This window comes from Nocardia concava NBRC 100430, assembly GCF_000308815.1.
Lineage (GTDB): Bacteria > Actinomycetota > Actinomycetes > Mycobacteriales > Mycobacteriaceae > Nocardia > Nocardia concava.
In genome coordinates, this window is record NZ_BAFX01000094.1 from 1 (window position 1) to 23,628 (window position 23,628).

General features: G+C 68.3%; 24 protein-coding genes. 11 read left to right on the forward strand and 13 right to left on the reverse strand.

Translation table 11 applies throughout. The features are described 5' to 3' along the window. Positions 1-36 precede the first annotated feature (36 nt). The gene (locus tag ON43_RS21240) at positions 37-1,074 is read right to left on the reverse strand and encodes a beta-ketoacyl-ACP synthase III (protein WP_040810215.1); all 1,038 of its coding nucleotides are present in this window, start codon (positions 1,072-1,074) and stop codon (positions 37-39) included. Between the two features lie 118 nt (positions 1,075-1,192). On the opposite strand from ON43_RS21240, the gene ON43_RS21245 reads away from it, so the two are divergent. The 3 genes from ON43_RS21245 to ON43_RS21255 are packed head-to-tail and all read left to right on the forward strand — an operon-like array spanning position 1,193 to position 3,300. Then, positions 1,193-1,777: a TetR/AcrR family transcriptional regulator gene (locus ON43_RS21245; RefSeq protein ID WP_040810096.1), complete on the forward strand. Its 585-nt coding sequence runs from the start codon at positions 1,193-1,195 to the stop codon at positions 1,775-1,777. Positions 1,778-1,829: 52 nt separating this feature from the next. After that, a complete protein-coding gene (locus ON43_RS21250) occupies positions 1,830-2,828 on the forward strand; it encodes an aldo/keto reductase (protein ID WP_040810098.1) in 999 nt (332 codons plus the stop codon). 34 nt (positions 2,829-2,862) lie between these two features. Beyond that, positions 2,863-3,300: an RpiB/LacA/LacB family sugar-phosphate isomerase gene (locus ON43_RS21255; protein ID WP_040810100.1), complete on the forward strand. Its 438-nt coding sequence runs from the start codon at positions 2,863-2,865 to the stop codon at positions 3,298-3,300. Here the strand turns inward: ON43_RS21255 and ON43_RS21260 are convergent, their stop codons facing one another. Genes ON43_RS21260 through ON43_RS21275 form a run of 4 tightly spaced genes read right to left on the reverse strand, consistent with a single transcriptional unit; the run spans position 3,301 to position 7,125 of the window. Then, positions 3,301-4,914, reverse strand: coding sequence for an acyl-CoA synthetase (locus ON43_RS21260; protein ID WP_051178848.1), 1,614 nt, complete (start codon positions 4,912-4,914; stop codon positions 3,301-3,303). It lies immediately after the preceding gene. A 34-nt stretch (positions 4,915-4,948) separates the two neighbouring features. After that, on the reverse strand, positions 4,949-5,407 hold the full coding sequence (locus ON43_RS21265; protein ID WP_040810101.1) for a gamma-glutamylcyclotransferase family protein: 459 nt from the start codon (positions 5,405-5,407) through the stop codon (positions 4,949-4,951). Continuing rightward, positions 5,404-6,189 carry an MBL fold metallo-hydrolase gene (locus ON43_RS21270; protein ID WP_040810103.1) on the reverse strand — a complete coding sequence of 262 codons (786 nt, stop codon included), beginning with the start codon at positions 6,187-6,189 and terminating at the stop codon, positions 5,404-5,406. Before ON43_RS21270 ends, ON43_RS21265 begins: the two co-directional genes overlap by 4 nt. A gap of 12 nt (positions 6,190-6,201) precedes the next feature. Next, positions 6,202-7,125 carry a hydrogen peroxide-inducible genes activator gene (locus tag ON43_RS21275; protein WP_040810105.1) on the reverse strand — a complete coding sequence of 308 codons (924 nt, stop codon included), beginning with the start codon at positions 7,123-7,125 and terminating at the stop codon, positions 6,202-6,204. Positions 7,126-7,237: 112 nt separating this feature from the next. Here ON43_RS21275 and ON43_RS21280 point away from each other — a divergent pair, with 112 nt between their 5' ends. The 4 genes from ON43_RS21280 to ON43_RS21295 all read left to right on the forward strand — a co-directional run bounded on the left by ON43_RS21280 (position 7,238) and on the right by ON43_RS21295 (position 10,120). Then, complete coding sequence (locus ON43_RS21280; RefSeq protein WP_040810106.1) at positions 7,238-7,825, forward strand: peroxiredoxin; 588 nt, start codon at positions 7,238-7,240, stop codon at positions 7,823-7,825. Between the two features lie 55 nt (positions 7,826-7,880). After that, the gene (gene ahpD, locus ON43_RS21285; RefSeq protein WP_040810108.1) at positions 7,881-8,420 is read left to right on the forward strand and encodes an alkylhydroperoxidase, AhpD family; all 540 of its coding nucleotides are present in this window, start codon (positions 7,881-7,883) and stop codon (positions 8,418-8,420) included. Positions 8,421-8,656: 236 nt separating this feature from the next. Beyond that, positions 8,657-9,406, forward strand: coding sequence for an HNH endonuclease family protein (locus tag ON43_RS21290; protein WP_051178851.1), 750 nt, complete (start codon positions 8,657-8,659; stop codon positions 9,404-9,406). Positions 9,407-9,427: 21 nt separating this feature from the next. Next, positions 9,428-10,120, forward strand: a complete 693-nt coding sequence (locus ON43_RS21295) for a PhzF family phenazine biosynthesis protein (RefSeq protein ID WP_040810110.1) — start codon at positions 9,428-9,430, stop codon at positions 10,118-10,120. A 9-nt stretch (positions 10,121-10,129) separates the two neighbouring features. Here the strand turns inward: ON43_RS21295 and ON43_RS21300 are convergent, their stop codons facing one another. Beyond that, positions 10,130-10,483 (reverse strand): VOC family protein, encoded by a 354-nt coding sequence (locus ON43_RS21300; RefSeq protein WP_040810112.1) that lies wholly within the window; start codon positions 10,481-10,483, stop codon positions 10,130-10,132. A 63-nt stretch (positions 10,484-10,546) separates the two neighbouring features. On the opposite strand from ON43_RS21300, the gene ON43_RS21305 reads away from it, so the two are divergent. After that, complete coding sequence (locus ON43_RS21305) at positions 10,547-12,160, forward strand: MFS transporter (RefSeq protein ID WP_083913592.1); 1,614 nt, start codon at positions 10,547-10,549, stop codon at positions 12,158-12,160. Positions 12,161-12,178: 18 nt separating this feature from the next. On the opposite strand, the gene ON43_RS21310 is transcribed toward ON43_RS21305, so the two are convergent. Together ON43_RS21310 and ON43_RS21315 are read right to left on the reverse strand one after the other, a co-directional pair. Next, positions 12,179-13,405 carry an aminotransferase family protein gene (locus ON43_RS21310; RefSeq protein WP_051178873.1) on the reverse strand — a complete coding sequence of 409 codons (1,227 nt, stop codon included), beginning with the start codon at positions 13,403-13,405 and terminating at the stop codon, positions 12,179-12,181. 98 nt (positions 13,406-13,503) lie between these two features. Further along, complete coding sequence (locus ON43_RS21315) at positions 13,504-14,148, reverse strand: DUF5134 domain-containing protein (protein ID WP_040810116.1); 645 nt, start codon at positions 14,146-14,148, stop codon at positions 13,504-13,506. 213 nt (positions 14,149-14,361) lie between these two features. On the opposite strand from ON43_RS21315, the gene ON43_RS21320 reads away from it, so the two are divergent. After that, positions 14,362-14,598, forward strand: a complete 237-nt coding sequence (locus ON43_RS21320) for a hypothetical protein (protein WP_040810118.1) — start codon at positions 14,362-14,364, stop codon at positions 14,596-14,598. Here ON43_RS21320 and ON43_RS21325 read toward each other — a convergent pair. From ON43_RS21325 to ON43_RS21335, 3 genes are all read right to left on the reverse strand, one after another. After that, positions 14,557-16,386: a vWA domain-containing protein gene (locus ON43_RS21325; RefSeq protein WP_040810120.1), complete on the reverse strand. Its 1,830-nt coding sequence runs from the start codon at positions 16,384-16,386 to the stop codon at positions 14,557-14,559. The two genes, ON43_RS21320 and ON43_RS21325, sit on opposite strands and share 42 nt — an antisense overlap. Positions 16,387-16,388: 2 nt before the next feature. Further along, positions 16,389-17,447: an ATP-binding protein gene (locus tag ON43_RS21330; RefSeq protein WP_040810122.1), complete on the reverse strand. Its 1,059-nt coding sequence runs from the start codon at positions 17,445-17,447 to the stop codon at positions 16,389-16,391. A gap of 86 nt (positions 17,448-17,533) precedes the next feature. Further along, positions 17,534-18,787: an alpha/beta hydrolase gene (locus tag ON43_RS21335; protein WP_040810124.1), complete on the reverse strand. Its 1,254-nt coding sequence runs from the start codon at positions 18,785-18,787 to the stop codon at positions 17,534-17,536. A 109-nt stretch (positions 18,788-18,896) separates the two neighbouring features. Here ON43_RS21335 and ON43_RS21340 point away from each other — a divergent pair, with 109 nt between their 5' ends. Next, positions 18,897-19,352 (forward strand): MarR family winged helix-turn-helix transcriptional regulator, encoded by a 456-nt coding sequence (locus ON43_RS21340; RefSeq protein ID WP_040810125.1) that lies wholly within the window; start codon positions 18,897-18,899, stop codon positions 19,350-19,352. 20 nt (positions 19,353-19,372) lie between these two features. Here ON43_RS21340 and ON43_RS21345 read toward each other — a convergent pair whose 3' ends face one another. After that, positions 19,373-20,101 (reverse strand): IclR family transcriptional regulator, encoded by a 729-nt coding sequence (locus ON43_RS21345; RefSeq protein WP_040810127.1) that lies wholly within the window; start codon positions 20,099-20,101, stop codon positions 19,373-19,375. 6 nt (positions 20,102-20,107) lie between these two features. Beyond that, entirely contained in the window at positions 20,108-21,577 is a 1,470-nt protein-coding gene (locus ON43_RS21350) for an APC family permease (RefSeq protein WP_040810129.1), read from the reverse strand. Between the two features lie 247 nt (positions 21,578-21,824). On the opposite strand from ON43_RS21350, the gene ON43_RS21355 reads away from it, so the two are divergent. Further along, positions 21,825-23,342, forward strand: a complete 1,518-nt coding sequence (locus tag ON43_RS21355; protein WP_040810131.1) for an APC family permease — start codon at positions 21,825-21,827, stop codon at positions 23,340-23,342. Positions 23,343-23,628 lie beyond the last annotated feature (286 nt).

The following is a 23,628-nucleotide window of genomic DNA, read 5'->3' on the forward strand; positions in this document are numbered from 1 at the left end:
GTGACGACGGATTTCGTTGTCACAGACCCTGGAAGATCAAGAAATGGCGGGCATCCGGACGACCTGACCGGCATACGCCAGACCCGCGCCGAAGCCGAGCAGCAGCGCGGTATCGCCCGGCTTGGACTCGCCCGAGCGCAGCAGCTGCTCCATCGCCATCGGGATAGACGCGGCGCTGGTGTTGCCCGTCTGCGCGATATCCCTTGCGACAGCGACACTTTCGGGCATGTGCAGGGCCCGGATCAGCGCGTCGGTGATGCGCCCGTTGGCCTGGTGCGGGACGAAGGCGTCCAGATCCTCGGCCGAGACGCCCGCCTGATCCAGCGCGTCGCGGCAGGCCTTCTCCAAGAACGTTACGGCCCAACGGAATACGGCCGCGCCGTTCATCCGGATGTAGGGGCGCACCGTGGTGCCGCCGGCGGCCTCGGCCTCCGCCACCTCGGCGAAATACTGTTGAAAGTCCTTGTCCTGCTTGATCGCCGCGGTCTGGCTGCCGTCCGAACCCCAGGCCACCGGGCCGATGCCCTCCTCATCCGAGGCGCCCACCACGACCGCGCCCGCACCGTCGGCGAAGATGAACGCGCAGGTGCGGTCGTCCTGATCGAGCAGGTCCGAGAGCCGTTCGACGCCGATCACCAGCACGTGGCGGGCCTGCCCGGCGCGCACCAGATTGGCGGCGTTCGCCAGCGCGTAGCAGAAGCCCGCGCAGCCGGCCGAGACGTCGAAGGCGGCGGTGTCGTGCATGCCGAGTTCGGTGGCGACCACGGCACCGGCCGACGGGCCGAGCACCATCTGCGAGGAGGTGGCCAGGACGACCGCGTCGATCTGCTGGGCGGTGACGCCCGCGGCCTCGAGCGCGTCACGGGCCGCGGCGGTGCTCATGGACACAATGGTCTCGTCGGCCTCGGCCCAGTGCCGGGCCTCGATGCCGGAGCGGGTCCGGATCCATTCATCAGAGGAGTTGATGCGGTCGACGATCTCGGCATTGGGGACCACCCGGCGCGGGCGGTAGACCCCCAGGCCGAGCAGCGCGGCGTGGGCGACCGGGGTGGCGGTGGCGATCTGGGCTGGCATGCGCGACATATCCTCTGTTTCCCATATGAACCGATCGGTCCACATGGCTATGATTTAACATGGACCGATCGGTTCACACAAGTGCTGCTGGCATTTGATCGGATCTGGAGGAAATTGCATGACAGCGGGACCGCGCGCCCGATTGATCGCGAGCACCATCACCACGGTCCAGGAGCACGGCGTGCACGCGGCGGGTCTGAACGAGCTGCTCAAGCGCAGCAATGCCTCCAGAAACTCGCTGTATCAGCACTTCCCGTCCGGTAAGGGCGAATTGGTGGCGACCGCGGCCCGCATCGTGTCCCGCATGGTCTACTCGCACGTGAGCCGCATGGCCGACGCCCTGCCGGTCGCGCCGACGCTGAGCGGCTGGGTGGACGAGTTGCTCGGCTTCTGGCGCGGCCAGCTCGAGACCAGCGACTTCCGCGCCGGATCGTTCATGATGGCCGCCGCCCTCGACGAACTCGACCCCACCCTGCAGTCGACCGCCGGTCAGGCCTTCTCCGAATGGACCGCCCGCCTCGCCGACGGCCTCGTCGAGGCAGGCGTCGACAACCCCACCGCATGCTCCCTGTCCGGCTTCATCCTCTCGGTCATCGAAGGCGCGATCGTCCAGAGCCGAGCCCTCAAATCCGTCCTCCCCTTCACCGACGCCGGCACCCAGCTCACCGTCCTGCTCCGCCATCACCTCCCGAAGCGCGCCTGACCCTCGAATCGCAGTTGACTTGGAGCACACTCCAAGTCGTAGCGTCGTCGACATGATCGCGACACGGAAACTCGGAGAACTCACCGTCGGCGCTCAGGGCCTCGGCTGCATGGGCATGAGCAGCGCCTACGGCGTCCACGACAACGACACCGAATCCATCGCCACCATCCACCGCGCCCTCGACCTCGGCGTCACCCTCCTCGACACCGCCAACGTCTACGGCCCCGAAACCAACGAGCGCCTGGTCGGCCGGGCCATCGCCGACCGCCGCGACCAGGTGGTCCTCGCAACCAAATTCGGCATCGTCTGGGGCGACCAGGGCACCATGGGCTCGGCCCCCATGGGCGCGCGCGGCGACGCCGCGTTCGTCAAGGAATCCTGCGACGCCTCCCTGTCCCGCCTCGGCGTCGACCACATCGACCTGTACTACCAGCACCGCGTGGATCCGAACGTTCCGATCGAGGAAACCTGGGGCGCGCTCTCGGAGTTGGTGCAGGCGGGCAAGGTTCGCTACCTCGGTATCTCGGAGGCTTCGCCCGAGAGCATCCGCCGCGCCCACGCCGTTCACCCGGTGACAGCCCTGCAATCCGAATGGTCGCTCTGGACCCGCGATATCGAACCCGAAGTCCTCCCCACCTGCCGCGAACTCGGCATCGGCATCGTCCCCTTCTCCCCGCTGGGCCGCGGCTTCCTCACCGGCGCAATCACTTCCACCGCCGACCTCCCCGCCGACGACCTGCGCCGCAACCTCCCCCGCTTCTCCGGCACCAACCTCGACCGCAACCTCGCCATCGTCGAGGCCCTCCGCACCCTGGCCGCCGAAAAGTCCGTCACCCCCGGCCAACTGGCCCTCGCCTGGGTCCAATCCCGCGGCGACGACGTCGTCCCCATCCCCGGCACCAAGCGCCGCACCTACCTCGAACAGAACGTGGCCGCCACCGAGATCACCCTCACCCCCGAGGACCTGACCCGCATCGAAGCCGCCGCCCCCGCCGAAGCCATCGCCGGAGCCCGCTATCCCGAACACCTGGCCCGAGCCGCCGGCCGCTGACCGAATCCGCCCCACCCCGGCGGATACTGCCTCCATGAGGATTTCGGTAGCCGCCGACGAGGACACCGGCGTGGCCGCGGCCGTGGTCGAGGAACTGCGAGCCCGCGGCCACGAGGTGACGACGCACGGGGCGCTCGACCCCGAGGAACGCGACGATTGGGCTTGGGCCAGCGAGGCGGCGGCCCGGGATGTCGTCGAGGGGCGCGCGGATCAGGCCGTCGTGTGCTGCTGGACCGGGACGGGCGCGTCGATCGCGGCCAACAAGGTGCCCGGGATTCGAGCGGCCTTGTGCGTCGACGCGTATACCGCTGAGGGGGCTCGGAAGTGGAATGACGCGAACGTGCTGGCGCTGAGTCTGCGGCTGACCTCACGGGCGCAGCTCGGAGAGATTCTGGACGCCTGGTTCTCCGGGGCCGCGAGTGCCGACCCCGGCGATCGCGCGAACATCGAGCACGTTGATCGGATCGGGTGATCAGGCTCCATTGGCGAGATGGGCGTGGGCGGTGCGGAGTTCGCGTTTGAGGATCTTGCCGCTGGGGTTCTTGGGCAGCGCCGCAACGAATGTCACGTACTTTGGGACCTTGTAGCCCGCTAGACGCTGTTTGCAGTGGTCGATGATGGCGGCGGCATCCGGTTCGGTTCCGGTGCGGGACACCACGATCGCCGTGACGGCCTCGATCCAGTGGGGGTGGGGGATGCCCACCACCGCGGCTTCGGAGACGTCCGGGTGCTCGTAGAGAACTTCCTCGACCTCGCGGCTGGCTACGTTTTCGCCGCCGGTTTTGATCATGTCCTTCTTGCGGTCCACGACACTGAGGTAGCCGTCGGCGTCCATGACGCCTAGGTCGCCGCTGTGGAACCAGCCGTTGCGGAAGGCTTCCGCGGTTTTCACCGGGTCGTTCCAGTAGCCGAGCATGGCTTGCGGGGAGCGGTGGACGATCTCACCGATCTCGCCGATGCCTACGGGGATGTCGTCGTCATCGACCACGCGGGTTTCGACATTGAGGGTGGGGCGGCCCGCGGAGCCGGGCTTGGTGAGTTGGTCTTCGGGGGCGAGAACCGTTGCCAGCGGGGATAGTTCGGTTTGGCCGTAGAAGTTGGTGAGGCCGACGCCGGGTAGTCGTTCGGAGAGTTCCATCAGGACCTCGACGGGCATGATGCTCGCGCCGTAGTAGCCCTTGCGGAGGGAAGAGAGGTCGTACTTATCGAACTCCGGGTGGCGCAGCAGGGAGACCCACACGGTGGGCGGGCAGAAGAGTTTGGTGGCGCGTTCGGTTTCGATGGTGCGCAGGATGGTCGCGGGATCGGGGCCGGGCAGCAGGATGCTGGTGGCGCCGAGCCACAGGTCGGGGGTGAGGAAGCAGTGGAGCTGGGCGCAGTGGTAGAGCGGGAGGGCGTGGACCTCGATGTCGTCGGCACTCATGCGGCCGTCCACGACCACCGAGGTGTACTGGGCGATCAGCGCGCGGCTGGACAGGACCGCGCCCTTGGGGCGGGATTCCGTGCCGGAGGTGTACATGATCTGGATGGGGTCGTCGTCGCCGACGAGGATCTCGGGCGCGGAAGCGGCGGAATGGTTTTCCCATTCGCGCACGTCCTCCCAGCCGGGCGCGGCGGGCAGGCTACCCAGCCCGATCCACCCGAACAGCCGGATCTCGCTGTCGCCCAGCTGCTTCACCGCGGCCTCGGCCTCGCCGGCGAGGGCGTCCTCGGTGATCAGTGCGATGGCGCCGGAATGTTCGAGGATGAACGCCACCTCGTCGGCGGTGAGCATGAAGTTGATCGGCACCGAGATCGCGCCCAGCCGCGCCAGCGCGAAGAAGACGAGCACGAATTCCCGGCAGTTGTGCGAGTAGATCGCGACCCGATCACCTTGCGCCACACCGCGATCGGCCAGGCTGTGCGCGACCCGGTTCACCGCCGCGTCGAGCTCGGCGTAGCTCTCGCGCCGCTCCCGCCACACCAGCGCGGTCTTGTCCGGAACCCGGGCGGCGCTGCGCCGCAGGAGATCTCCGAGCGCCTGCGACCGCGCGCCCGCCACCGTCAGATCAGTGCTATCCGTGACAATCCGGTCAGTGCCATTCATGCGACCAACTTCTACCGCAAAAATGTGTCCCGCGTCATACAGTCTCGCTGACCAGGACCAGATCGCGCCGCCACGCAGCGCATTTCACCACGTAATGCGGCAACTGCTCGGATGCGAACGAAGAGGCAGACCAGTCTTGCTCTGCCACCTCGGCGGCCCACACATAGGTCCACGCGTAGACGACCCGCTCCCCCGCCGTCACCGTGACCGGCAGCAGATCGTATTCGTCGTCCTCGAAGGCATCGAGGACTCGCCACTCGTCGGCATTCAACCCGGTGAGCAGGAATCCCTCGGTGACGTTCGCGGCCGCGGTCACGAGCCCCGGGTACACCCGCCCCGGCAGCGCGGCCGCCCGTCGCCCCGGCAACCGCGCGGGCTCCAGATCCGGTACCCGCCCAATCAATTCGGTCAGCACCTCACCGAACCGGAGGGTTCCGTAGACGAAGAGCGGATCGCTCGCGAACGGGATCTTCCGTGCCCACCGGTCGGTCATCGGCCGACTGTACGCGCTGTCCGCGAGAAGATCCCGGCGTCGTGCGAGTTGATCACCGTCACCTGGTGCCCGTGCAGCTTCCGCAGCTCACGCAGCCGCCGCTGGTTGGCCCGGTAGGCATCCCCGGCGATGGCCCCGGTCTCGTACACCTTCCACCAGAACGGCGTGAACGGTTCCTCGGGATGAATGGTCGACTCGGTGAAGAAGGCGTCCCCTGCGTGCAGCAGCCACCCGTTGCCGTGATCGATCGCCACTCCGGCGTGCCCGCGGGTGTGCCCGGCCAGCGGCACCACCAGAATCTCCGGCGGCAGCCCCGGCAGATCGCGCACGGCGGTGAAGCCGAACCACTCCTCCGCGCCCTCGACCTCGTTCACCATCCACTTGGGCCCGTGCGCCCACTGCGCGGCCCGGTACCGCAGCTTCTCCGAGAGCGTGGGTGTGGCGGTGGCGGCCCGGAATTCGGGTCCGTGGATGTGCACGGTGGCCTCGGGGAAATCCGATAGTCCACCGGAGTGGTCGAGGTCGAGGTGGGTCAGGATGATGTGCCGCACGTCCCGCGGGTCGTAGCCGAGCGCCTGGATCTGGCGTACCGCCGTCTCGGCCTCCCTCGGCTTCGCCCCCATCAGGAAACGGCTGGCACCGACCATCTTTCCGGGTTGTCGCACGGCCTCGAGCCCGAACCCGGTGTCGACGAGCACGAGCGCGTCGCGGGTCTCGATGAGCAGGCAGTGGTCGATGACGCCGAATCCCATGGTGCCGCAGTTCAGGTGGTGAATCCGCATGAACCGAGCGTTTCAGACCCTCTGAGACGGCGCAACCGCGCACTCCCGGATGATCTCGGCGAGCAGGTCGTAATCGTCGCCCCGGGCCGTCGAGGAGCGGAAGGCCAGCCCGAGCGTGCGCCCCGGCGCGGGCGCGGCGAACCTCGCGATCTCCAATGTGCCGCGCGCGGTTTCGGCCTCCACCGCCATGGCCGGAATCAGCGACACCCCGAGATCGCCCGCGACGCACTGCACCACGGTCGCCAGCGACGTGGCCCGGGTGTCACCGACCGCACCCGGCTGCGCCTCGCTCGCCCGGCACAGGTCCAGGGTCTGATCGCGCAGGCAGTGCCCCTCGTCGAGCAGCAACAGCGGAAGCGCGTCCAGGTCCGCGGGTTTCAGGTTCTTGCGCCCGGCCAGCGCGTGCCCGCGCGGCAGCACCAGCACGAACTCCTCGGTATAGAGCGGTATCTCGACCAGACCGGCGGCATCGGCCGGCAGCGCGAGTAGCGCCACGTCCAGCACGCCCGAGCGCAGCCCGTCGAGCAGCCGTGCGGTCTGGTCCTCGATGATGTGCGGCGCCAGATTCGGCATTCGCCTGCGCAGTTCGGGCAGCAGCGTGGGCAGCACGTACGGGGCCACCGTCGGGATGATGCCCAGCCGCAGCGTGCCGCCGAGCCCCTGCCCCGCCGCGGATGCGACAAATCGGTCAGCGGCTTCGAGGGTGGCAATGGCTTGCGGCAGTAGCCGTTTGCCGTCGCCGGTGACCAGCACCCGGCGTGTGCTGCGCTCGATCAACTGGAGCCCCAGTCCGTTTTCCAATGATGCCAGGGCCTGCGATAACGTGGGTTGGCTCACGCCGAGCCGGGACGCCGCGGTACCGAAGTGCCGGTATTCCGCGACGGCCACGAACGCACGCAGCTGTGACAGGGTGGGCTGATAAGACTGATCAGTCACGCCTATCAGTGTAGTGCGACCGATCACGTTTACCTCTCAGCCCAGTTCGGCCAAGATCGAAATCGTATATACGTCTCGACACAATCGGCACGACTACATATGAGGAGCAAGCATGGCCCTGCTGACCATCGGCGACCAGTTCCCCGCCTACAACCTGACGGCTGTCATCGGCGGTGATCTCTCGAAGGTGAACGCTCAGCAGCCCGACGACTACTTCACCCAGATCTCGAGCGACGACTACGCCGGCAAGTGGCGCATCGTCTTCTTCTGGCCCAAGGACTTCACCTTCGTGTGCCCGACCGAGATCGCCGCCTTCGGCAAGCTGAACGACGAGTTCGCCGATCGCGACGCGCAGGTGCTGGGCGCCTCGGTCGACAACGAGTTCGTGCACTTCCAGTGGCGTGCCCAGCACGAGGATCTCAAGACCCTCCCGTTCCCCATGCTGAGCGACCTCAAGCGGGAACTGGCCGCCGCCACCGGCGTTCTCAATGCCGACGGCGTCGCCGACCGCGCCACCTTCATCGTCGACCCGAACAACGAGATCCAGTTCGTGTCGGTCACCGCGGGTTCGGTGGGCCGCAATGTCGACGAGGTGCTGCGCGTGCTGGACGCCCTGCAGTCCGACGAGCTGTGTGCCTGCAACTGGAAGAAGGGCGACCCGACCATCAAGGCCGGCGAGCTCATGACCGCGTCCGTCTGACGCCCACCGGCGTCAAGACGGCATCCACGCACCAAGGCACCCAAGGAATTTCGCAGTGACCATCGAGAACCTGAAGAACTCGCTACCCGAGTACGCCAAGGATCTGAAGCTCAACCTGTCCTCGCTCGCGCGCACCACCGTGCTCAATGAGCAGCAGCTGTGGGGCACCCTGCTGGCGTCGGCCGCGGCCACCCGCTCGGCCACCACGCTGCGTGAGATCGCCGAGGAGGCGGCCGATGTGCTGTCGGCCGAGGCGTACAACGCCGCGCTCGGGGCCGCGTCGATCATGGGTATGAACAATGTGTTCTACCGCGGCAAGGCGTTCCTGGAGGGCCGCTACGACGATCTGCGCGCGGGCCTGCGCATGCAGATCATCGGCAATCCCGGTGTGGACAAGGCGGATTTCGAGCTGTGGTCGTTCGCGGTTTCCTCGATCAACGGCTGCCAGCACTGCCTGGAGGCGCATGAGCACACGCTGCGCGAGGAGGGCGTGTCGCGCGAGGTGATCTTCGAGGCGCTGCGCGCGGCGGCGATCGTCGCGGGCGTGGGGCAGGCCGTGGCGTCGACCGAGGCGCTGGCCACCGTGTCGGCCTGATAAGCACAGTGTCGGCCTGATAAGCACAGTGTCGGCCTGATAAGCACAGTGTCGGCCTGATAAGCACAGTGTCGGCCTGATAACCACGGTCGCGGTCTGATTCACCAGTTCGGGAAAGGGGCTGGATACCGGAAGGTGTCCAGCCCCTTTCCTATTTGCTAATAGATTGCTGCAATCGGGTCACCGCTCGGCAACGATGACCGGATAGTCCGGATCGCCGCCATAGACTCCCCCGCATGCCCCCGCGCTCCCGGACCACCGCCCGGCGTCGCTGGAACAGATTCTTCGCCACCTCCGTCGTTCTCATCGCGGTCGCCGCGGCCGGCATGGCGCTGTACCTGAACCGCCACGAGACGACGCACGCCGAAACGACGTCCGCGGGAGATCCGGAGAGCACGCGACTGCTCGATGCCGGGCAGGCGCGCACCGGACTGGATCGGCTCACGGTCGCCTGGAATCGCAATTGGGAGTCCTACGACCGCAATGCGTTCGGACCCGGCTGGTCGGGGCGCGGCGGCGAGCCCACCCTGTCCGACGGGTGCACCGCGCGCGAGGACGTGATGAAGCGCGATCTCACCGAAACCCGCTTGGGCGACAGCAATTCGTGTCTGGTGCTGACCGGCACCCTGATCGATCCGTACACCGGCGAGCGGCTGCCGTATGACCGGTTCAAGGCCTCGGAGATCGAGATCGATCACGTGGTGGCGCTCGGCGACGCGTGGCGCTCGGGTGCGTCGAGCTGGAATCCGGAGCAGCGTGAGAAGTTCGCCAATGATCTGGGCAATCTGCTGGCGGTGCAGAAGCAGGCCAATCAGGACAAGGGTTCCAAGACGCCGGACCAGTGGAAACCGCGCGAGGCGTACCGGTGCGATTACGCGCGGCGGTGGGTGAGTGTGAAGTCCCGCTGGGGATTGACCGTGCAGCCCACCGAGAAGAGCGCCCTGGCGGACATGCTCGATTCCTGCTCGCCACCCGTGAATCGATAACTGTGGGTAAGCTCGGGTGCCATGACCGTTCCGGAAAGCGATGGCTCCCAGATCGAAGTCGTGCGCGTGTTCACCGATTCGGCCGGGCGCTTCGGCAACCCGCTCGGCATTGCCCGCTTCGCCTCGTTCGAGAATGTCGACCATCAGGCGCTGGCGGCCCGCGTCGGCTACAGCGAAACCGTCGTGGTGCACGATCCGGTGGACGGGCGGGTGGCGATGCGCATCTACACCCCGACCGTGGAACTGCCCTTCGCCGGGCACCCCAGCGTCGGCACCGCATGGTGGCTCAATGATCAGCGCAAGCCGGTCAAGGTCCTCGACGTGCCCGCCGGTCCGGTCGAGGTCACGGTCGCGGACGGCATGACCTGGGCGCGGGCCCGCGCCGAATGGGCACCGAACTTCGAATTCCACCAGTTCGAGGATGTCGCCGAGATCGCCACCCTGGACCCGGCCGACTTTCCCGAGGGCAAGCACTACTGCTGGGGCTGGACCGACGAACCGCGCGGTGCGGTCCGCGCGCGAATGTTCGCACCCGCCATGGGAGTTCCCGAGGACGAGGCCACCGGCGCGGCCGCCATCCGGCTCACGGCGCTGCTCACCCGCGGGTTGAACATCACCCAGGGCGAGGGGTCGCAGATCTTCACCGAATGGGATTCCGACGGCTGGGCCCGGGTCGGCGGGCGGGTCGTCGCCGACCACCCGATCCTGATCTAGCTCCCTCGGCTAGATCCGCTGCCCGAAGGCGAGCCGGTGGCCGCCGGGGATGCGGAGCACGAAATCGCGCAGTCCCCAGGGATGTTCGGTGAGCGGCGTAACGATATCGGCGTTGTGCAACACGCAGTACGCATGGAGCGCATTCACGTCTGTTACGCCGACATAGCCCGCGGTGGTCTCGTTGACGGCGGGATTCGGGGTGCGCACGATGCCCAGCCCGACCCCGTCCCGGCGGACCAGCGCCAGACCCATCTCGGGCTCATCGACCTCGACGACGAAACCCAGGACATCGCGCAGAAACTCGACGGTCGGCGTCAGGTCGGCCACCTCGAGGTTGGCTCGATAGCTCTCGAAGTCGGACATTTCCGCAGCATACCGCCGTGTGGGTACGGAAATTCGGTTGCGAACCTGTCGGTTGTGGGTGAGATGGTTGACGCGCTGCCGCCGGAATCGGCAGCCGCCCATCCCCCATCGGAAGGAACATTCGCCGTGGACTCGACCGTCATCGCACCCGCGCGGTCCGATCGGGCGGGCCGGCGCGAATGGATCGGCCTCGGGGTGCTGGCGCTGGCCTGCCTGGTGTACGCCATGGACCTGACCGTGCTGCATCTGGCCGTACCGCAGATCAGTGAGACGCTGCATCCGAGCAGCACGCAGCTGCTGTGGATCATCGACGTCTACGGGTTCATGCTGGCCGGTCTGCTCATCACCATGGGCACGCTCGGCGACCGGATCGGGCGGCGGCGGTTGCTGCTGCTGGGCGGGGCGCTGTTCGGCGTCGTGTCGGTGGTCGCGGCCTTCTCCCCCACCGCGGAGTTCCTCATCGTGTGCCGTGCGCTGCTGGGCATCGCCGGCGCGACCATCGCGCCCTCCACACTCTCGTTGATCTTCAACATGTTCCGTGATCCCCGGCAGCGGTCGCTGGCCGTGGGCACCTGGGTGAGCGCGTTCTCGGCGGGCGGTGTGGTCGGCCCGCTGCTGGGCGGCGTTCTGCTGGAACGCTTCTGGTGGGGTTCGGTCTTCCTGCTGGCGGTGCCGGTCATGGCGCTGCTGCTGGTGCTCGGCCCTCGCGTGCTGCCGGAATTCCGTGATCCCGAGGCGGGGCGGCTCGATTTGACCAGTGCCGCACTGAGTGTGGTCACCATGATCTCGCTGGTGCTGGCCATGAAGAAGGTCGCGCAGGACGGGGTCGGCACGGCGCCGCTGGTAGCCGTCGTGGTCGGCGTGGTGGCGGGCGCGCTGTTCGTGCACCGTCAGCTCACCCGGCCCGATCCGATGCTGGATCTGCGTCTGTTCGGGCTGGGCGCGTTCCGAACCTCGCTGGGCATCAATGTGATCGCCATCTTCGTGGCGTTCGGCTACTTCCTGTTCGTGGCCCAGTACTTCCAGCTGGTCCTGGCCATGACCCCGATGCAGGCCGGTCTCGCCATGGCCCCGTCCAGCGTCGGCTTCATCATCGGCTCGCAGGCAGCCCCGCGCATCGTGCGAGTCCTGCGCCCCGCCTACCTCATCGGGGTCGGAATGGTCCTGGCCGCAATCGGATTGCTCATGCTCACCCGCCTGTCCGTCGACGGCGGCCCGGCACTCGCGGTGATCGCCTCGCTGCTCATCGCCCTGGGCCTGGCCCCGGTCTTCGGCATCACCACCGAACTCATCGTCGGCTCGGCACCGCCGGAGCAGGCCGGGGCCGCCTCGGGCATCTCCGAAACCGGCTCGGAACTGGGTGGCGCACTGGGCATCTCGATCCTGGGCAGCATCGGCCTGGCCATCTACCGCAGCGATCTCTCCGATGCCCTACCCCGCAACCTGCCCGGAGCCGACTCGGCACGCGAAACCCTCGGCGAGGCGGTCCAGGTCGCCTCGACCTTGCCCGGCAATATGGGTGCCGCCGTTCTGTCGGCGGCCCGCGAGGCCTTCATCCACGGTGTCCACATCACCGCCGGCGTGGCCGCCGTCGGTGCGATCCTGGTGGCCGTCCTGGCGGTGGCCCGCCTGCGCCACGTGCCCGCCGGAGAACTATCCGGCGAGCACGGGCACTGATCGTCAGGCTGACGCGAATCAGCCCAGGGCGGTAGCGAAGCGGGACGCCATGTCCGCGACCTCGGCCTCGGTGATGACGAAGGACGGGGAGATCTGGAGGGCGCCCTGGCCGGCCGCGCGGGTCGAGACGCCGTGGGCGCGGAGGGTTTTCACGAAGGGCAGGGCCTCGGCCGGATCGGCGAGCTGGACGGCGGCGACCGCGCCCAGGCCGCTGCGGACCTCGGCGACGCGGGGGTGGTCGGCCAGCGGCGAGAAGTGCTCGTGCAGCAGGGATTCCAGGTTCTTGCTGGCGTCGAGGAGGTTCTCGCGCTCGAAGATGTCCAGGTTGGCCATGGCCGCGGCGGCCGCGCCCGCGTGACCGCCGTAGGTGTAGCCGTGCCGCCACCAGACGCCGCCGGAGAAGAAGGGCTCGGCGATGTGCGGGGCGATGAAGACCGCGCCCATGGGGACGTAGCCGGAGGTGAGGCCCTTGGCGGTGGTCATGAGGTCGGGCTGGAGGTCGAAACGCGAAGAGGCGAACCAGGATCCGCCGATCCGGCCGAAGCCGGTGACGACCTCGTCGGCGACGAAGAGGATGTCGTTGTCGCGGCAGATCTTGCGGACCTCGGTGAGGTAGCCCTCGGGCGGCAGGTACACCCCGCCCGCGCCGATGATGGGTTCGGCGAAGAAGGCCGCGATGCGGTCCGCGCCGATCTCCTCGATGAGGGCGGTCAGCGCCTTGGCCTGATCCCATTCGATGGTGCGGGTGTCGGGCATGAAGACGCCGGTGTAGCCCTCGCCGTTGACCGGGATGCCGGCCAGCGAGGTGCCGCCGACGTGCATGCCGTGGTAGGCCTTCTGACGGCCGACCAGGATGGTCTTCTCGGGGCGGCCCATCTCCTGCCAGTAGCGGCGGGCCAGCTTGGCGGCGGTGTCGATGCCGTCGGAGCCGCCGGAGGTGAAGAAGATCTTGCTGCCCGGCACCGGCGCGAGCGCGGAGAGCCGTTCGGCCAGATCGCGGGTGACCGGGGAGACCAGGTCACCGAAGTTGGAGTAGTGGGCGACCTGGGTCAGCTGCGCGGCGACCGCCTCGGCGATCTCGCGGCGACCGTGGCCGATATTGGCGAACCAGAGGCCGCCGGTGGCGTCGAGGTACCGCGTACCACCCTCGTCCCAGATGTGCGCGCCCTCGCCACGGGCGACCACGAAGGCCCCGTCACGCTCGACCGCACCCATATCGGCGAAGCCATGCCACAGCGAACCCATCCAGAGCACCTCCATCACCCGGTTACCTATCCTCACCATCTCACCACTAGGACGGTGATCAGGTCGAACGGCCCCCGGGATCGGACGGCCCCGCAGGATCAGGCAACGACCGCGGCCACCAGCATGTAGGCGGTGCCGAGATCCATGACCAGGTGCGGGACCACGGCCAGCGATCCGGCCGGACCCATCGGATGCGGGAAAACGCGTGGCAAACGGTGTCGCAGCGCGGGCACGGCCATCACCATGGCGTCCACCGCGAACAGCGCCGCGAGCGCGATCATCGGCCCGGGCGCGGGCCCCCCGTGCCCGGACATGGCTTGGCTATGAAACGACATGGCATGCCCGGGCGTCCCGTGCCCGCTCATCGCGTAGAGCATGGCCGCGGCCGCCACCACGTGATACCCGAACGCCCCCACCCCTCGGTCGGCATTCGCGATCCCGCTGCGCCACCGCAGCATTCGCTCTCCCAGCACCAGCGTGTACACGACCACCATGGCCGTCAGCACCCCGCGGACCGCCCGCGGGTCGACGGCCGCTGGAAACACCAGCATTCCCAGCATGACCAGGCACATCACCAGGTGCGCGGCATCGGACTCCCGATCCGCGCCCTCATCAACCTCCACGCCCTCATCAACCCGGAGCGGGCGCTGCCCCAGCCGGGCCACCACCAGCGCGGCGGCCAGGCAGAAGGCGATCACCGCGGCCCAGCGCAGCGCCCCGTACTGCTCCACGAAAACAGCCACACCCCACCACCTCTCACCGCGGCGACCGGCTCCCACCTCCATGGTGACACCGCGCGGGCCCGGCGCTTCCGCCCTTGCGCTGCCGAATCCCCCGCCCCGCCACCGCCACTCGCGACCGATCCGCCAGTGGGTGACCGATTACCCGGCCGATTCACTCGGGGCCGCCAGCCTGCACGGTTGCTACGCATACGTATGAAACAGAGGAGTACCCGCATGCGCTCGCGCCCGAACGCCGACCCGATCGACCCCATCGCCGACTTACGAGCGAATCTGAACCTGCTGCGCTATTCGGTGGAGCAGATGGCCGAGGCCATGAAGGGCATCCTGCAGGACATGCGGAATTTCGACGCGCGGCTCAGCGCACTCGAGGCACAGGCGGGCGCGGCCGGGGTTCGATCCGCCACCGCGTCAACGGATTCGGAAGACGGGCCCGTGGGGACGGAAGGGTAGCGAGGCGCCCGCGGGGATCAGAAACGCGTGCTCGCGCCGGATGCGCAGCACATCGATCATGCCGTCGGTGATGACCAGGATCGGTCCATCGGCCGGGAAGTCGTCGGCCTGTTCGAGCAGCCGGATGCCCGGCTGCAGCACGGTGCCGCCGCGACCGCGGACCCGGACCCCGGAGGCGATCTCGTCGACCGGCACATACCCCGCATCGTGAGCGGCCGCATCGCAGTACACGACTCGCGCACGCGGCACATCGCGCGCCGAGGCGTAGGAGGCGATCGCGCCCAGCCCCTTGCCCATGAGTTCCTTCGACATCGACCCCGAGGTGTCCAGCACGACCCCGAAGGTGGGCAGCCGCACCGATTCCTCGGGCCGCAGCCACGCCGGGCGCGGGATATCGGGCGTGGACGATTGGCGGCGTGAGGCGCGCGCGTAGCTGCGGCGCTTCTCGACGGCCGGGATGTGCTCGTCGAACCAGTTGGCGAGCTGGGCATCCCAGGGCAGCGGGGGCTGATCGAGGGCGCGGATCTCCTGTTCCAGCCCGGCCGGCAGCAGGCCGCGACCGCTGGACAGGTGGAAGGCCAGGCCGCGGCTCATGGCATTGCGGTAGTACTCGTCCAGATCCAGGTAGCGGCCCGGCGCGTTGCCGTGCGGCAGCGGCTCGCCGATGATGTCGCCCTTGCCGCGTCCGCGCAGCGTGGCGATCTTGCGCAGCCGCCGCAGATCGGTGGCGATGCGGTCGTAGATGTGTTCGGCGGACAGCCCTTTCAGCTGCGGGTCGTAGAGCAGTCCCTCGGGCAGCTGTCCGACGCCCATCTCCACCAGCCAGCCGTTGACCACGTAATCGCAGGCGACATTGAACAGGTAGTGGTCGCGCCACCCCGCGCGCTCACCGTGGCGCAGTGCCGCGTGCAGCATCTCGTGTGCGAGAACGAATCTCCATTCCGCCTCGGACAGCGTGCGCAGCGGATTGATATAGATCTCCGCGGCTTCGGCGTTCACCGCCGCGATCGAGATGTCCCAGCCGCGCGCCACGTCCGCGTCGGCGACGATCTTCATTCCGGCCGCCAGCGCACCCAGCAGCGGATAGGAGGAGACGAACCAGTTCAACGCCCGATCCCAGACGCGCAGCGTGGCGGCCCGCCCGCGGGTGACATCGCGTCCGGCGGCTTCGAGGGCGTCGCGCGCGGCCTCACCGATGCCGATGGCGAGTTTCGACTGGTGATCGAACTTCTTTGCGTCCTCGACAGTGCCGACGAAGAAGTCCGGATACTCACTGCGCCGATAGGCTTCCGGCACACTGGTCTGCCACCAGCGTTCGGCCAGCGCCCGCTCGTCGGAGCCGCCCGGCGCGGGCGGCAGATCGATCGGCGGCCGCCCGATCTTCAGCGTGAGCAGGTACTGATCGATCAGCGTGCAGCACGCGGCGCGATAGACCGGATGGGGTTGCTGCGACGCGCTGATCCAGGTGCGCGCGTAGGCGTTCGGTTCGAGCGCGCGCTCGGGTACCTCGCGGGGATCGAGGTGCCCGAATCCAGCGTGCAGCAGCAGATGCGCGAAGATCCAGGCCCATTCGTCGGCCGTGGCCCGCCGCTTCGAGTTGTAGTGCACCGTGCCCGACGGTGAGATGACGGCCATCACGTCGTCGGGCAGGCGGCCGTCGGATTCGGCCAGCCAGGTGTGCATCCGCCGGAAGACGGCCTGATTGATGACCTGCTTCCACCCGTTGTCGAGGTGTTCCTTCCACGGGTCGATCACCTTGCCGCGCTTGCGTTTCGAGCCTGCGGCCATAGCTACCTCCGGGCGGCCAGGCGCGGCAGGTCCCGGGTGACCTCGATCAGGAACCAGGACGGCAGCACCGGCAGCCCGTTGTCATCGGAGGCGATCACCAACTGCGCGCACTCCACCGAGATTTCCGCCAGCTCGGTGAGCATGGTCTTGGCACGCAACGAGAATCGCTTGATACCGGGTGAGGCGTGGTCGCGGGATTCGGGCAGTTCCTTGATCAGCCGTGCGCGGAAGGCCTCGGACAGGAAGTACAGCAGGTCGCGGTCGGCGGGATTGCGCGGCCAGCCCGCGTCGCCCTTGATGACGGCCTCGAGATCGAAGGCGTGCCGCACCGTCTTGACGAAGGCTCGGAAGCCGGAAGCGTGTGCGGCGGTGAGGATTCCGGAGCAGAGCACCCACAGCGTGGTGTCGTCGATGCCCTCGCCGTAGGAGTGCAGCGCGTCGGAGAGCATGTGCCAGCCGCGCGGGGTGGAGAACGGCTGTTCGGTCTTGGGCGGCTGCGACCACAGGTGATCGGGCCGCTGCATGACGTATTCGATGACCCACGGGTGAATGTCGTTGCTACCGGCCCACTTCAGCCAGTCGTCGACATCGGCGCGCAGGTGCACGTGCACCATGCGGTTGACCAGCGCCGAGGCCATGGGCCGGGCGAGTGCGTTGTCGGTGGCGCGGTTACCCGCCCCGATGACCACGGATCCGGCGGGCAGTTCGTAGTTGCCCACGCGCCGATCGAGAATCAGCGAGTAGAAGGACTTCTGGACCTCGGCGGGCGCGGCGTTCAATTCGTCGAGGAACAGGCAGTACGGCTGATCCCGGGCGATCATCTCCGGCGGCGCGAATCGGCTGCGGTTCTCCACGATTTGCGGCACGCCGATGAGGTCCTCGGGCGCGAGCTGGGTGCCGAGCAACGTGACGCATTCCAGCCCGAGCGCCTCGCCGAACGCGCGCACCAGCGAGCTCTTCCCGATTCCGGGCGCTCCCCACAGAAAGACCGGACGCACCACCGCGACGTGCAGCAGCAGCTCCGGCAACTGATCCGGAGTCACCGTGACAGTCGCTTCCAATTGATCCTTTCCCAATCGAACGTCGTCCCAGGTTAGAAGCGCCCGCCCGGCCGTCGCCACCGATTTTCGGCCGGGTGGGCGGCGGCCTACGCGCGCGACCGCGCGATGGCGGAAGGCACTGCGCCCGACCACCATTGCGGATCCGCGGTGCCGTCGGTGGTGCGCCCGTCGCGGTGGACGTGGTGGCGCACATCGCGTCCCGGCGTCGAGAACTCTCCGGCCAGGGCCCGCTCCAGCCATTCGGCGCCGAACCGGAAGACCTCGGCCGCCACGCCGCCGAGCGGATGGAATTCGCCCTCGTAGACGCGAATCTCCTTGGGCGCGCGCACCAGTTCGTAATTGGCTAGCGCCTGCTCGAGCGGTGTCAGCTCGTCGAACTCCCCGATGCCGTACAGCACCGGGCAGGTGATGTCGGCGACCAGTTCGTCCAATGGCATCCGGTCGGCCAGCTCACGGTCGAAGGCCGCCTGGTCGTGGTAGCCGGCCATGTACATGTAGTTGTTCTTGAACGTCGGCTGGGCCCGCTCGAAGATGGTCCGGAAATCACCGGTCGGCGCCTCGAAGGCCGCCAGCGCCGCCAGCCTGGGATCCGTTGCGGCCGCACGCGATCCCCAATATCCGCTCATGCTGATGCCGAACATGCCGATGCGGCGCGGATCCACCTCCGGCAGCTCGATCAGATAGTCGAGGTAGCGCCGCACGGCGCGCTCGTAGTTGGTGAGATCGACGGTCAGACCGTTCGCGCGGCTCTCGCCCTGGCCCGGACCTTCGATGGACAGCGCGACCACGCCCCGCGAGGTGTAGTACCGCTCGGCCGCGGCGATGTAGTCCTCCTTGATCATGTCCATGCCCGGGCCGAGAATCACCGCCGGCGCCCCCTGCACCGGCCCGGCCGGCAGGTGCAGCAGCGCGAAGATCTGCTTGCCCTCGAAGTCGAGGACCACCCGCCGGACCAGGCCGCCACGCAAGCTCCCCAGTCGTTCGACGCAGTGGTCGGCGCGCTCGCGGAAGGCGAGCTTGCGCGGGTCGGCGGCGTCGAAGAACGAATACTGGGCCCGCCCCCACATCACCGCCGCCCGGGTGTAGAGGTCGGCCGCGGTGCGCCCGAAGCCGTTTCGCTCGTGATGCGCGGCGCGCTCCTCGGCCTGGGCGGCGATGCTCGCCCACGCCTTGGGCAGCATCGCCCCGCTCTGCACCAGAGCGAAGACCTTGTCGAAATCGGTGTGGTCGTGCCCGAGCTGTTCCATGGTGCCCTTGGCCTGCGGATGCAAGGCGTCGAAACCGCCTTGCGCCAAGGCGATGTCGAGCGCCCAGCTCTGGCCGACGGATCGAGTGGTCATGGCGATTCCCTTCGATATAGCTAAGTACTTAATTGCTAAGTACTTATTCATTAAGTACTTAGGTTATGCTCGTTGTCAACCTGGAACGATCCGTCGACTGGAGAAGCCCGTGACACCGGACCGCGAATCCGACCGCGCCACCGCCCTCGATCTGCTGGCCCGGGCCGCGTATCGGCTCAGTGCGGCCGATTCCCGGCTGCGCGGGCGCGCGACCCGATCACCCGAGGCCCTCTCCCTCACCCATGCCCGGGCCCTGCGCGTGCTCGATGAACAGGGACCGCTGCCGATCGGCCAGCTCGCGGCCAAGGCCGAAACGACCGGCGCCGCAACCACTCAGCTGGTCAACGGGCTGGCCGCGGCCGGATACGTGACCAGGGAGCGCCTCCCCGGTGACAAGCGCTCGGTGCTGGTCGCGCTGACCGACGCCGGACGCGTCCGCTGCCGCGAGCGCATGACCGCCATGGCCGACGCCCTACAGGACGAATTGGGCGACCAGGACCTCACCGCGCTGCGCTCCGCCACCGAGGTGCTCGATCGGCTCGCCACGATTTACGACCGGCTGTGACACAGCCCGCGGCGCGCGAGTCAGTACAGCAGCGGGCCGAGGCGGGTGGCGCAGGCGAGGGCCGGGTCACGGTGGGACTCGAGGGCGGGGAGCCGGTTGCTCGGGCCGGTGAGGCACACCGCGCCCGCCAACGCGCCGAGGGCGTTGTAGATCGGCAGGGCCAGGCAGGCGATGCCCGGGACGAGTTCGTCCGCGGCCCTGGCGTATCCGGCGTCCCGGACCGCGTGCAGGTCGTCGGCGAGGGCGCCGTGGTCGACCTTGGTGCGGGCCGCGATGCGCACCGGATTCGCGACCAGCGCGCGCCATTCGGTCCGTGAGGCGAGCAGCAGTTTGCCCGCGGCGGAGGCGTGCAGGTGCCGGGAGAGTTCGCGCTCGCCCGGGATCGGGTGGTCGGGGTCCTCGCTGAGCACCTGCACCGCGGCGGGACGGAAGTTCATGAGGTGCACGGCGAATCGAGTGGAGGCGCGGAAATCGTCGAGCAGGTCGCGGGCGGCGGTGGAGACCACGGGGACGTTGACCGCGGCGGCGAAACCGCGCAGCCGCGCGCCCAGCGCGAACCCGCGCAGATCGCTAGTGCGGACCAGATACTCGTCCGCGACAAGGGAATTGAGCAGCCGATAGGTGGTGGCGGGCGCGATGCCGAGACGTTCGGCGATCTCCTTGGCGGTGACGCCCACACCGCAGTCGGCGACCGCCTCCAGGATGGCGATCGAGTTGGAGACGGTATTGGTCCGGCCGGTGTCCTTCATCAGCGCCTACCGGAAGGTCACGGTCGGGAGCAGGTCGGCGCGCTGCGGCTCATCGTAGATTCCGATGCCGCGCAACCGATCCGGCGCGAGAACCCGCAGCCCGATCGTGAAGACGACGGCGGCGGCCAGCACGGCCGCGTACGCGATCACCACGGTGACATTGTCATTGCGGGCCGAGACCGCCGCGGCGACCATGAGCGCGCCGAGCAATACGGCGAGCACCGGGCCGAGAATCGTCATGGCACGACTGGATTCGCCGATCCGCCGCAACAATGCCGGGGTGGCCAGGCAGGCGAGCAGATACGAGCCCAGATAGCCCAGCGCGCTCAGCGTCAGGAAGCTCCGAATCCCGTCCTGCGGTTCGGCGCCCGAGAGCAGGTACCACAGCGCGCACCCGGTCACGGCCGTCACGGCTACCACGATCGCGGGCGCCGGGGTCCGAAAGCGCGGATGCGCACGCCCGACGACCGCCGGTGCGATGCCCTCGCGGGCCATCGTGAACAGCACCCGCACCAGCGCATTGACGGAGGCGACGGTGCAGGCGAAGAACGACGCCGCCACCCCGAGATCCAGCACCGCGCCCAGGAATCGCGAATTGTCCTGCAGCAGCAGATCGGTGACCGGCGTCGAACTCGACGCCGTCCCCGCCGGCGCGGAGGCCAGCGCCACCGCCTGCGCCGCCACCGCGATCAGGTAGATCACGCCCGCCGCCACCGGCGTCCAGACCAGGGTCCGCGGCACCGACCGGAACGGCCGGTACGCCTCGGCGGACAGCGTTGTCGCGCTCTCGAATCCGACGAAGGCGCTGATGGCCACCACCGCGCTCATGGCGAGATTGCCGGTGCCGCCGTGCCATTCGAAGGCCGGTCCGGCGGGCGCGCCGTGCGTGTCGCGGGTGAGCAGATAACCCATGAGCGCGAGCACCGTCACCACGGACACGCACTCCACCAGCAGTGTCGCCGACGCGGACAGCCTAATGCCGCGCACCATGAGCAGTGCCGCCACCACGGCCGCGACCAGTAGCAGCCCGATAATCGTTGCGGTCCCGCCGAATCCGGCGAACCCGGCCGTGACCGCGATCTGATCCAGATAGGTCCCCACCGCGATCAGCCCCGCCACGCTCACACTCGCGTACCCGACGATCGCCGACCAGCCGACCGGTACCGCGACCGACGGCCCGAGCCCCTTCGCCACATACGTGTACAGCCCGCCGCTGACCGCCAGCCGCTGCGCCATGGGCCGAATCACCAGCGCCACACCCCAGGCCAGCAGCGCCGCCGCCAGGAACGCGGCCACGCTCGCGCCGCCCCCGGCCGCGCCGATCACGAAGGCCGGGGTCACCACGGCCGTGCCCGAGGGTGCGATGGCGGCCACCGACTGCGCGAACACCGGCACGAAAGGCAGTTCGCGCCGGGTCAATCCGCGCAGCGGCGACCGTTCGACCACCGGGGGTGGGCTCGGTGCGGCCGCTGTCATTCGCGCACGCCTCTCTCGGGTAGACACAGCTCTCTGGTTGCCACAGCGTCGCCGACGCGTATTGCGCCGACGTAAACGCGAGTAACGACGGCTTGTCGCGAGGCGAGACAAAACTCTCGCGCCTTTCTCGCCGACGGTCACCGTCGCAGGCCCGCCCCTGTTACAGACCGCCTATAACGTTCCGGCCCATCGGAAATGAACCCGCCACCCGGTGTTTCGGGGGCGGGCGCAGTAGAGAGACGGGTCCATGACGCAGCAGATCGACCGCGCTACCGCCGCGCCAACCGCCACCGCCCCACCCGACGGGGTGCATCGGCTGAAGGCCAATGCCGTCGGTTTGCTCGGTGTCGTCTTCATGGCCATTGCCACGGCCGCGCCGATCACCGCCATGACCGGCAATGTGCCGTTCATGATCTCGGCGGGCAGCGGTAAGGGCACGCCCGCGGCGTTCCTGATCGCCATGGTGGTGCTGGCGGTGTTCTCGGTGGGCTTCACCACCATGAGCAAGCACATCACCGCGACGGGCGCGTTCTACGGATTCATCTCCTTCGGCCTGGGCCGTTCGGCGGGCCTGGCGTCCGGAATGCTGGCGACCTTCGCCTACATGGTGTTCGAGGGTTCGCTGGTCGGAATCTTCTCCAGCTTCGGCGCGAGCACGGTGTCCGCGCAGCTGGGCTGGGATGTGCCGTGGTGGGTGTTCGCGGCCATCATGCTGGCGATCAATGCCATGGGCACCTGGTTCGGGGTGGCCGTGGCCGAGAAGTTCCTGGTCGTGCTGCTCGGTACCGAGTGCCTGGTGCTGGCCATCATGGGTGTCGCGGTGGCGCTGCACGGCGGTGGGCCGCACGGGTTCTCGTTCGCGCCGCTGAATCCGGTGAACGCCTTCGCCGGTCCGTCGGCGGGGCTGGGTCTGTTCTTCGCGTTCTGGTCGTGGGTCGGGTTCGAGTCGACGGCCATGTACGGCGAGGAGTCGCGCGATCCCAAGCGGATCATCCCCAAGGCCACCATGATCGCCGTCATCGGCGTGGGCATCTTCTACGTGTTCGTGTCCTGGATGGCCATGTCCGGCAACGGCATTGCCGAATCCGCCGACCTGGCCGCCTCGGCCAACCCGATGGACGTGTTCTTCCATCCGACCCAGACCTATGTCGGGCACTGGGCGGTCAGCGCCATGCAGTGGCTCATGATGACCGGTTCGCTGGCCTGCGGCATGGCCTTCCACAACTGCGCGGCCCGCTACCTCTACGCCCTCGGCCGTGAGGGTGTGTTCCCGGTCCTCAAGCGCACGGTCGGGCGCACCCACCCCAAGCACGGCTCGCCGCACATCGCGGGCCTGGTGCAGACCGCGGTCGCGATCGCGCTGGTGGCCGGGTTCGGTATCGCCGGTAAGGATCCCTACTCCGGCACCTACACACTGCTGGCGATCCTGGGCACCATGGCCATCCTGGTCGTGCAGGCCACCTGCTCCTTCGCGGTCTGGAACTACTTCCGCAAGAACCACCCCGAAACCCGGCACTGGTTCAAGACCTTCGCAGCACCGCTGCTGGGCGGGCTCGCCATGATCGGCGTGGTGCTGCTGCTGGTCACCAATATGGGCACCGCCGCGGGCACCGAATCCGGTTCCCTCGTTCTGAAGGCCACCCCGTGGCTGGTGGCCGCGATCGCGCTGGGCGGCTTCGGTTTCGCCGAATACCTCAAGCGCCGCTCCCCCGACCGCTACGCCCTGGTGGGCCGGACCGTCCTGGAGGAAACTCACGAACGCTGACTGAAACCCTGCCAACTCCTCATCCATTGGCAACGGCCCGGCGCCTTTCGGCTGCCGGGCCGTCTTGGGTTTTTCGGGGCGCCGTGCACGTATCCGACGCCCCGCGGTGGCACCCTCGGAAATAGTGCCCGCTGCGGTCCGCCCCACGACGTTCCGAACAGTCGGCGCGGGTCATTCGAGGTGATCTCGAAACCCGACCGGCCACAACGAGTGTCACCGCTGCGGGCAGACTCCGCGCACCGCTACGGCGGGGACGGCACGGGAGGTCGCCCGGTTGGCGCTGGAG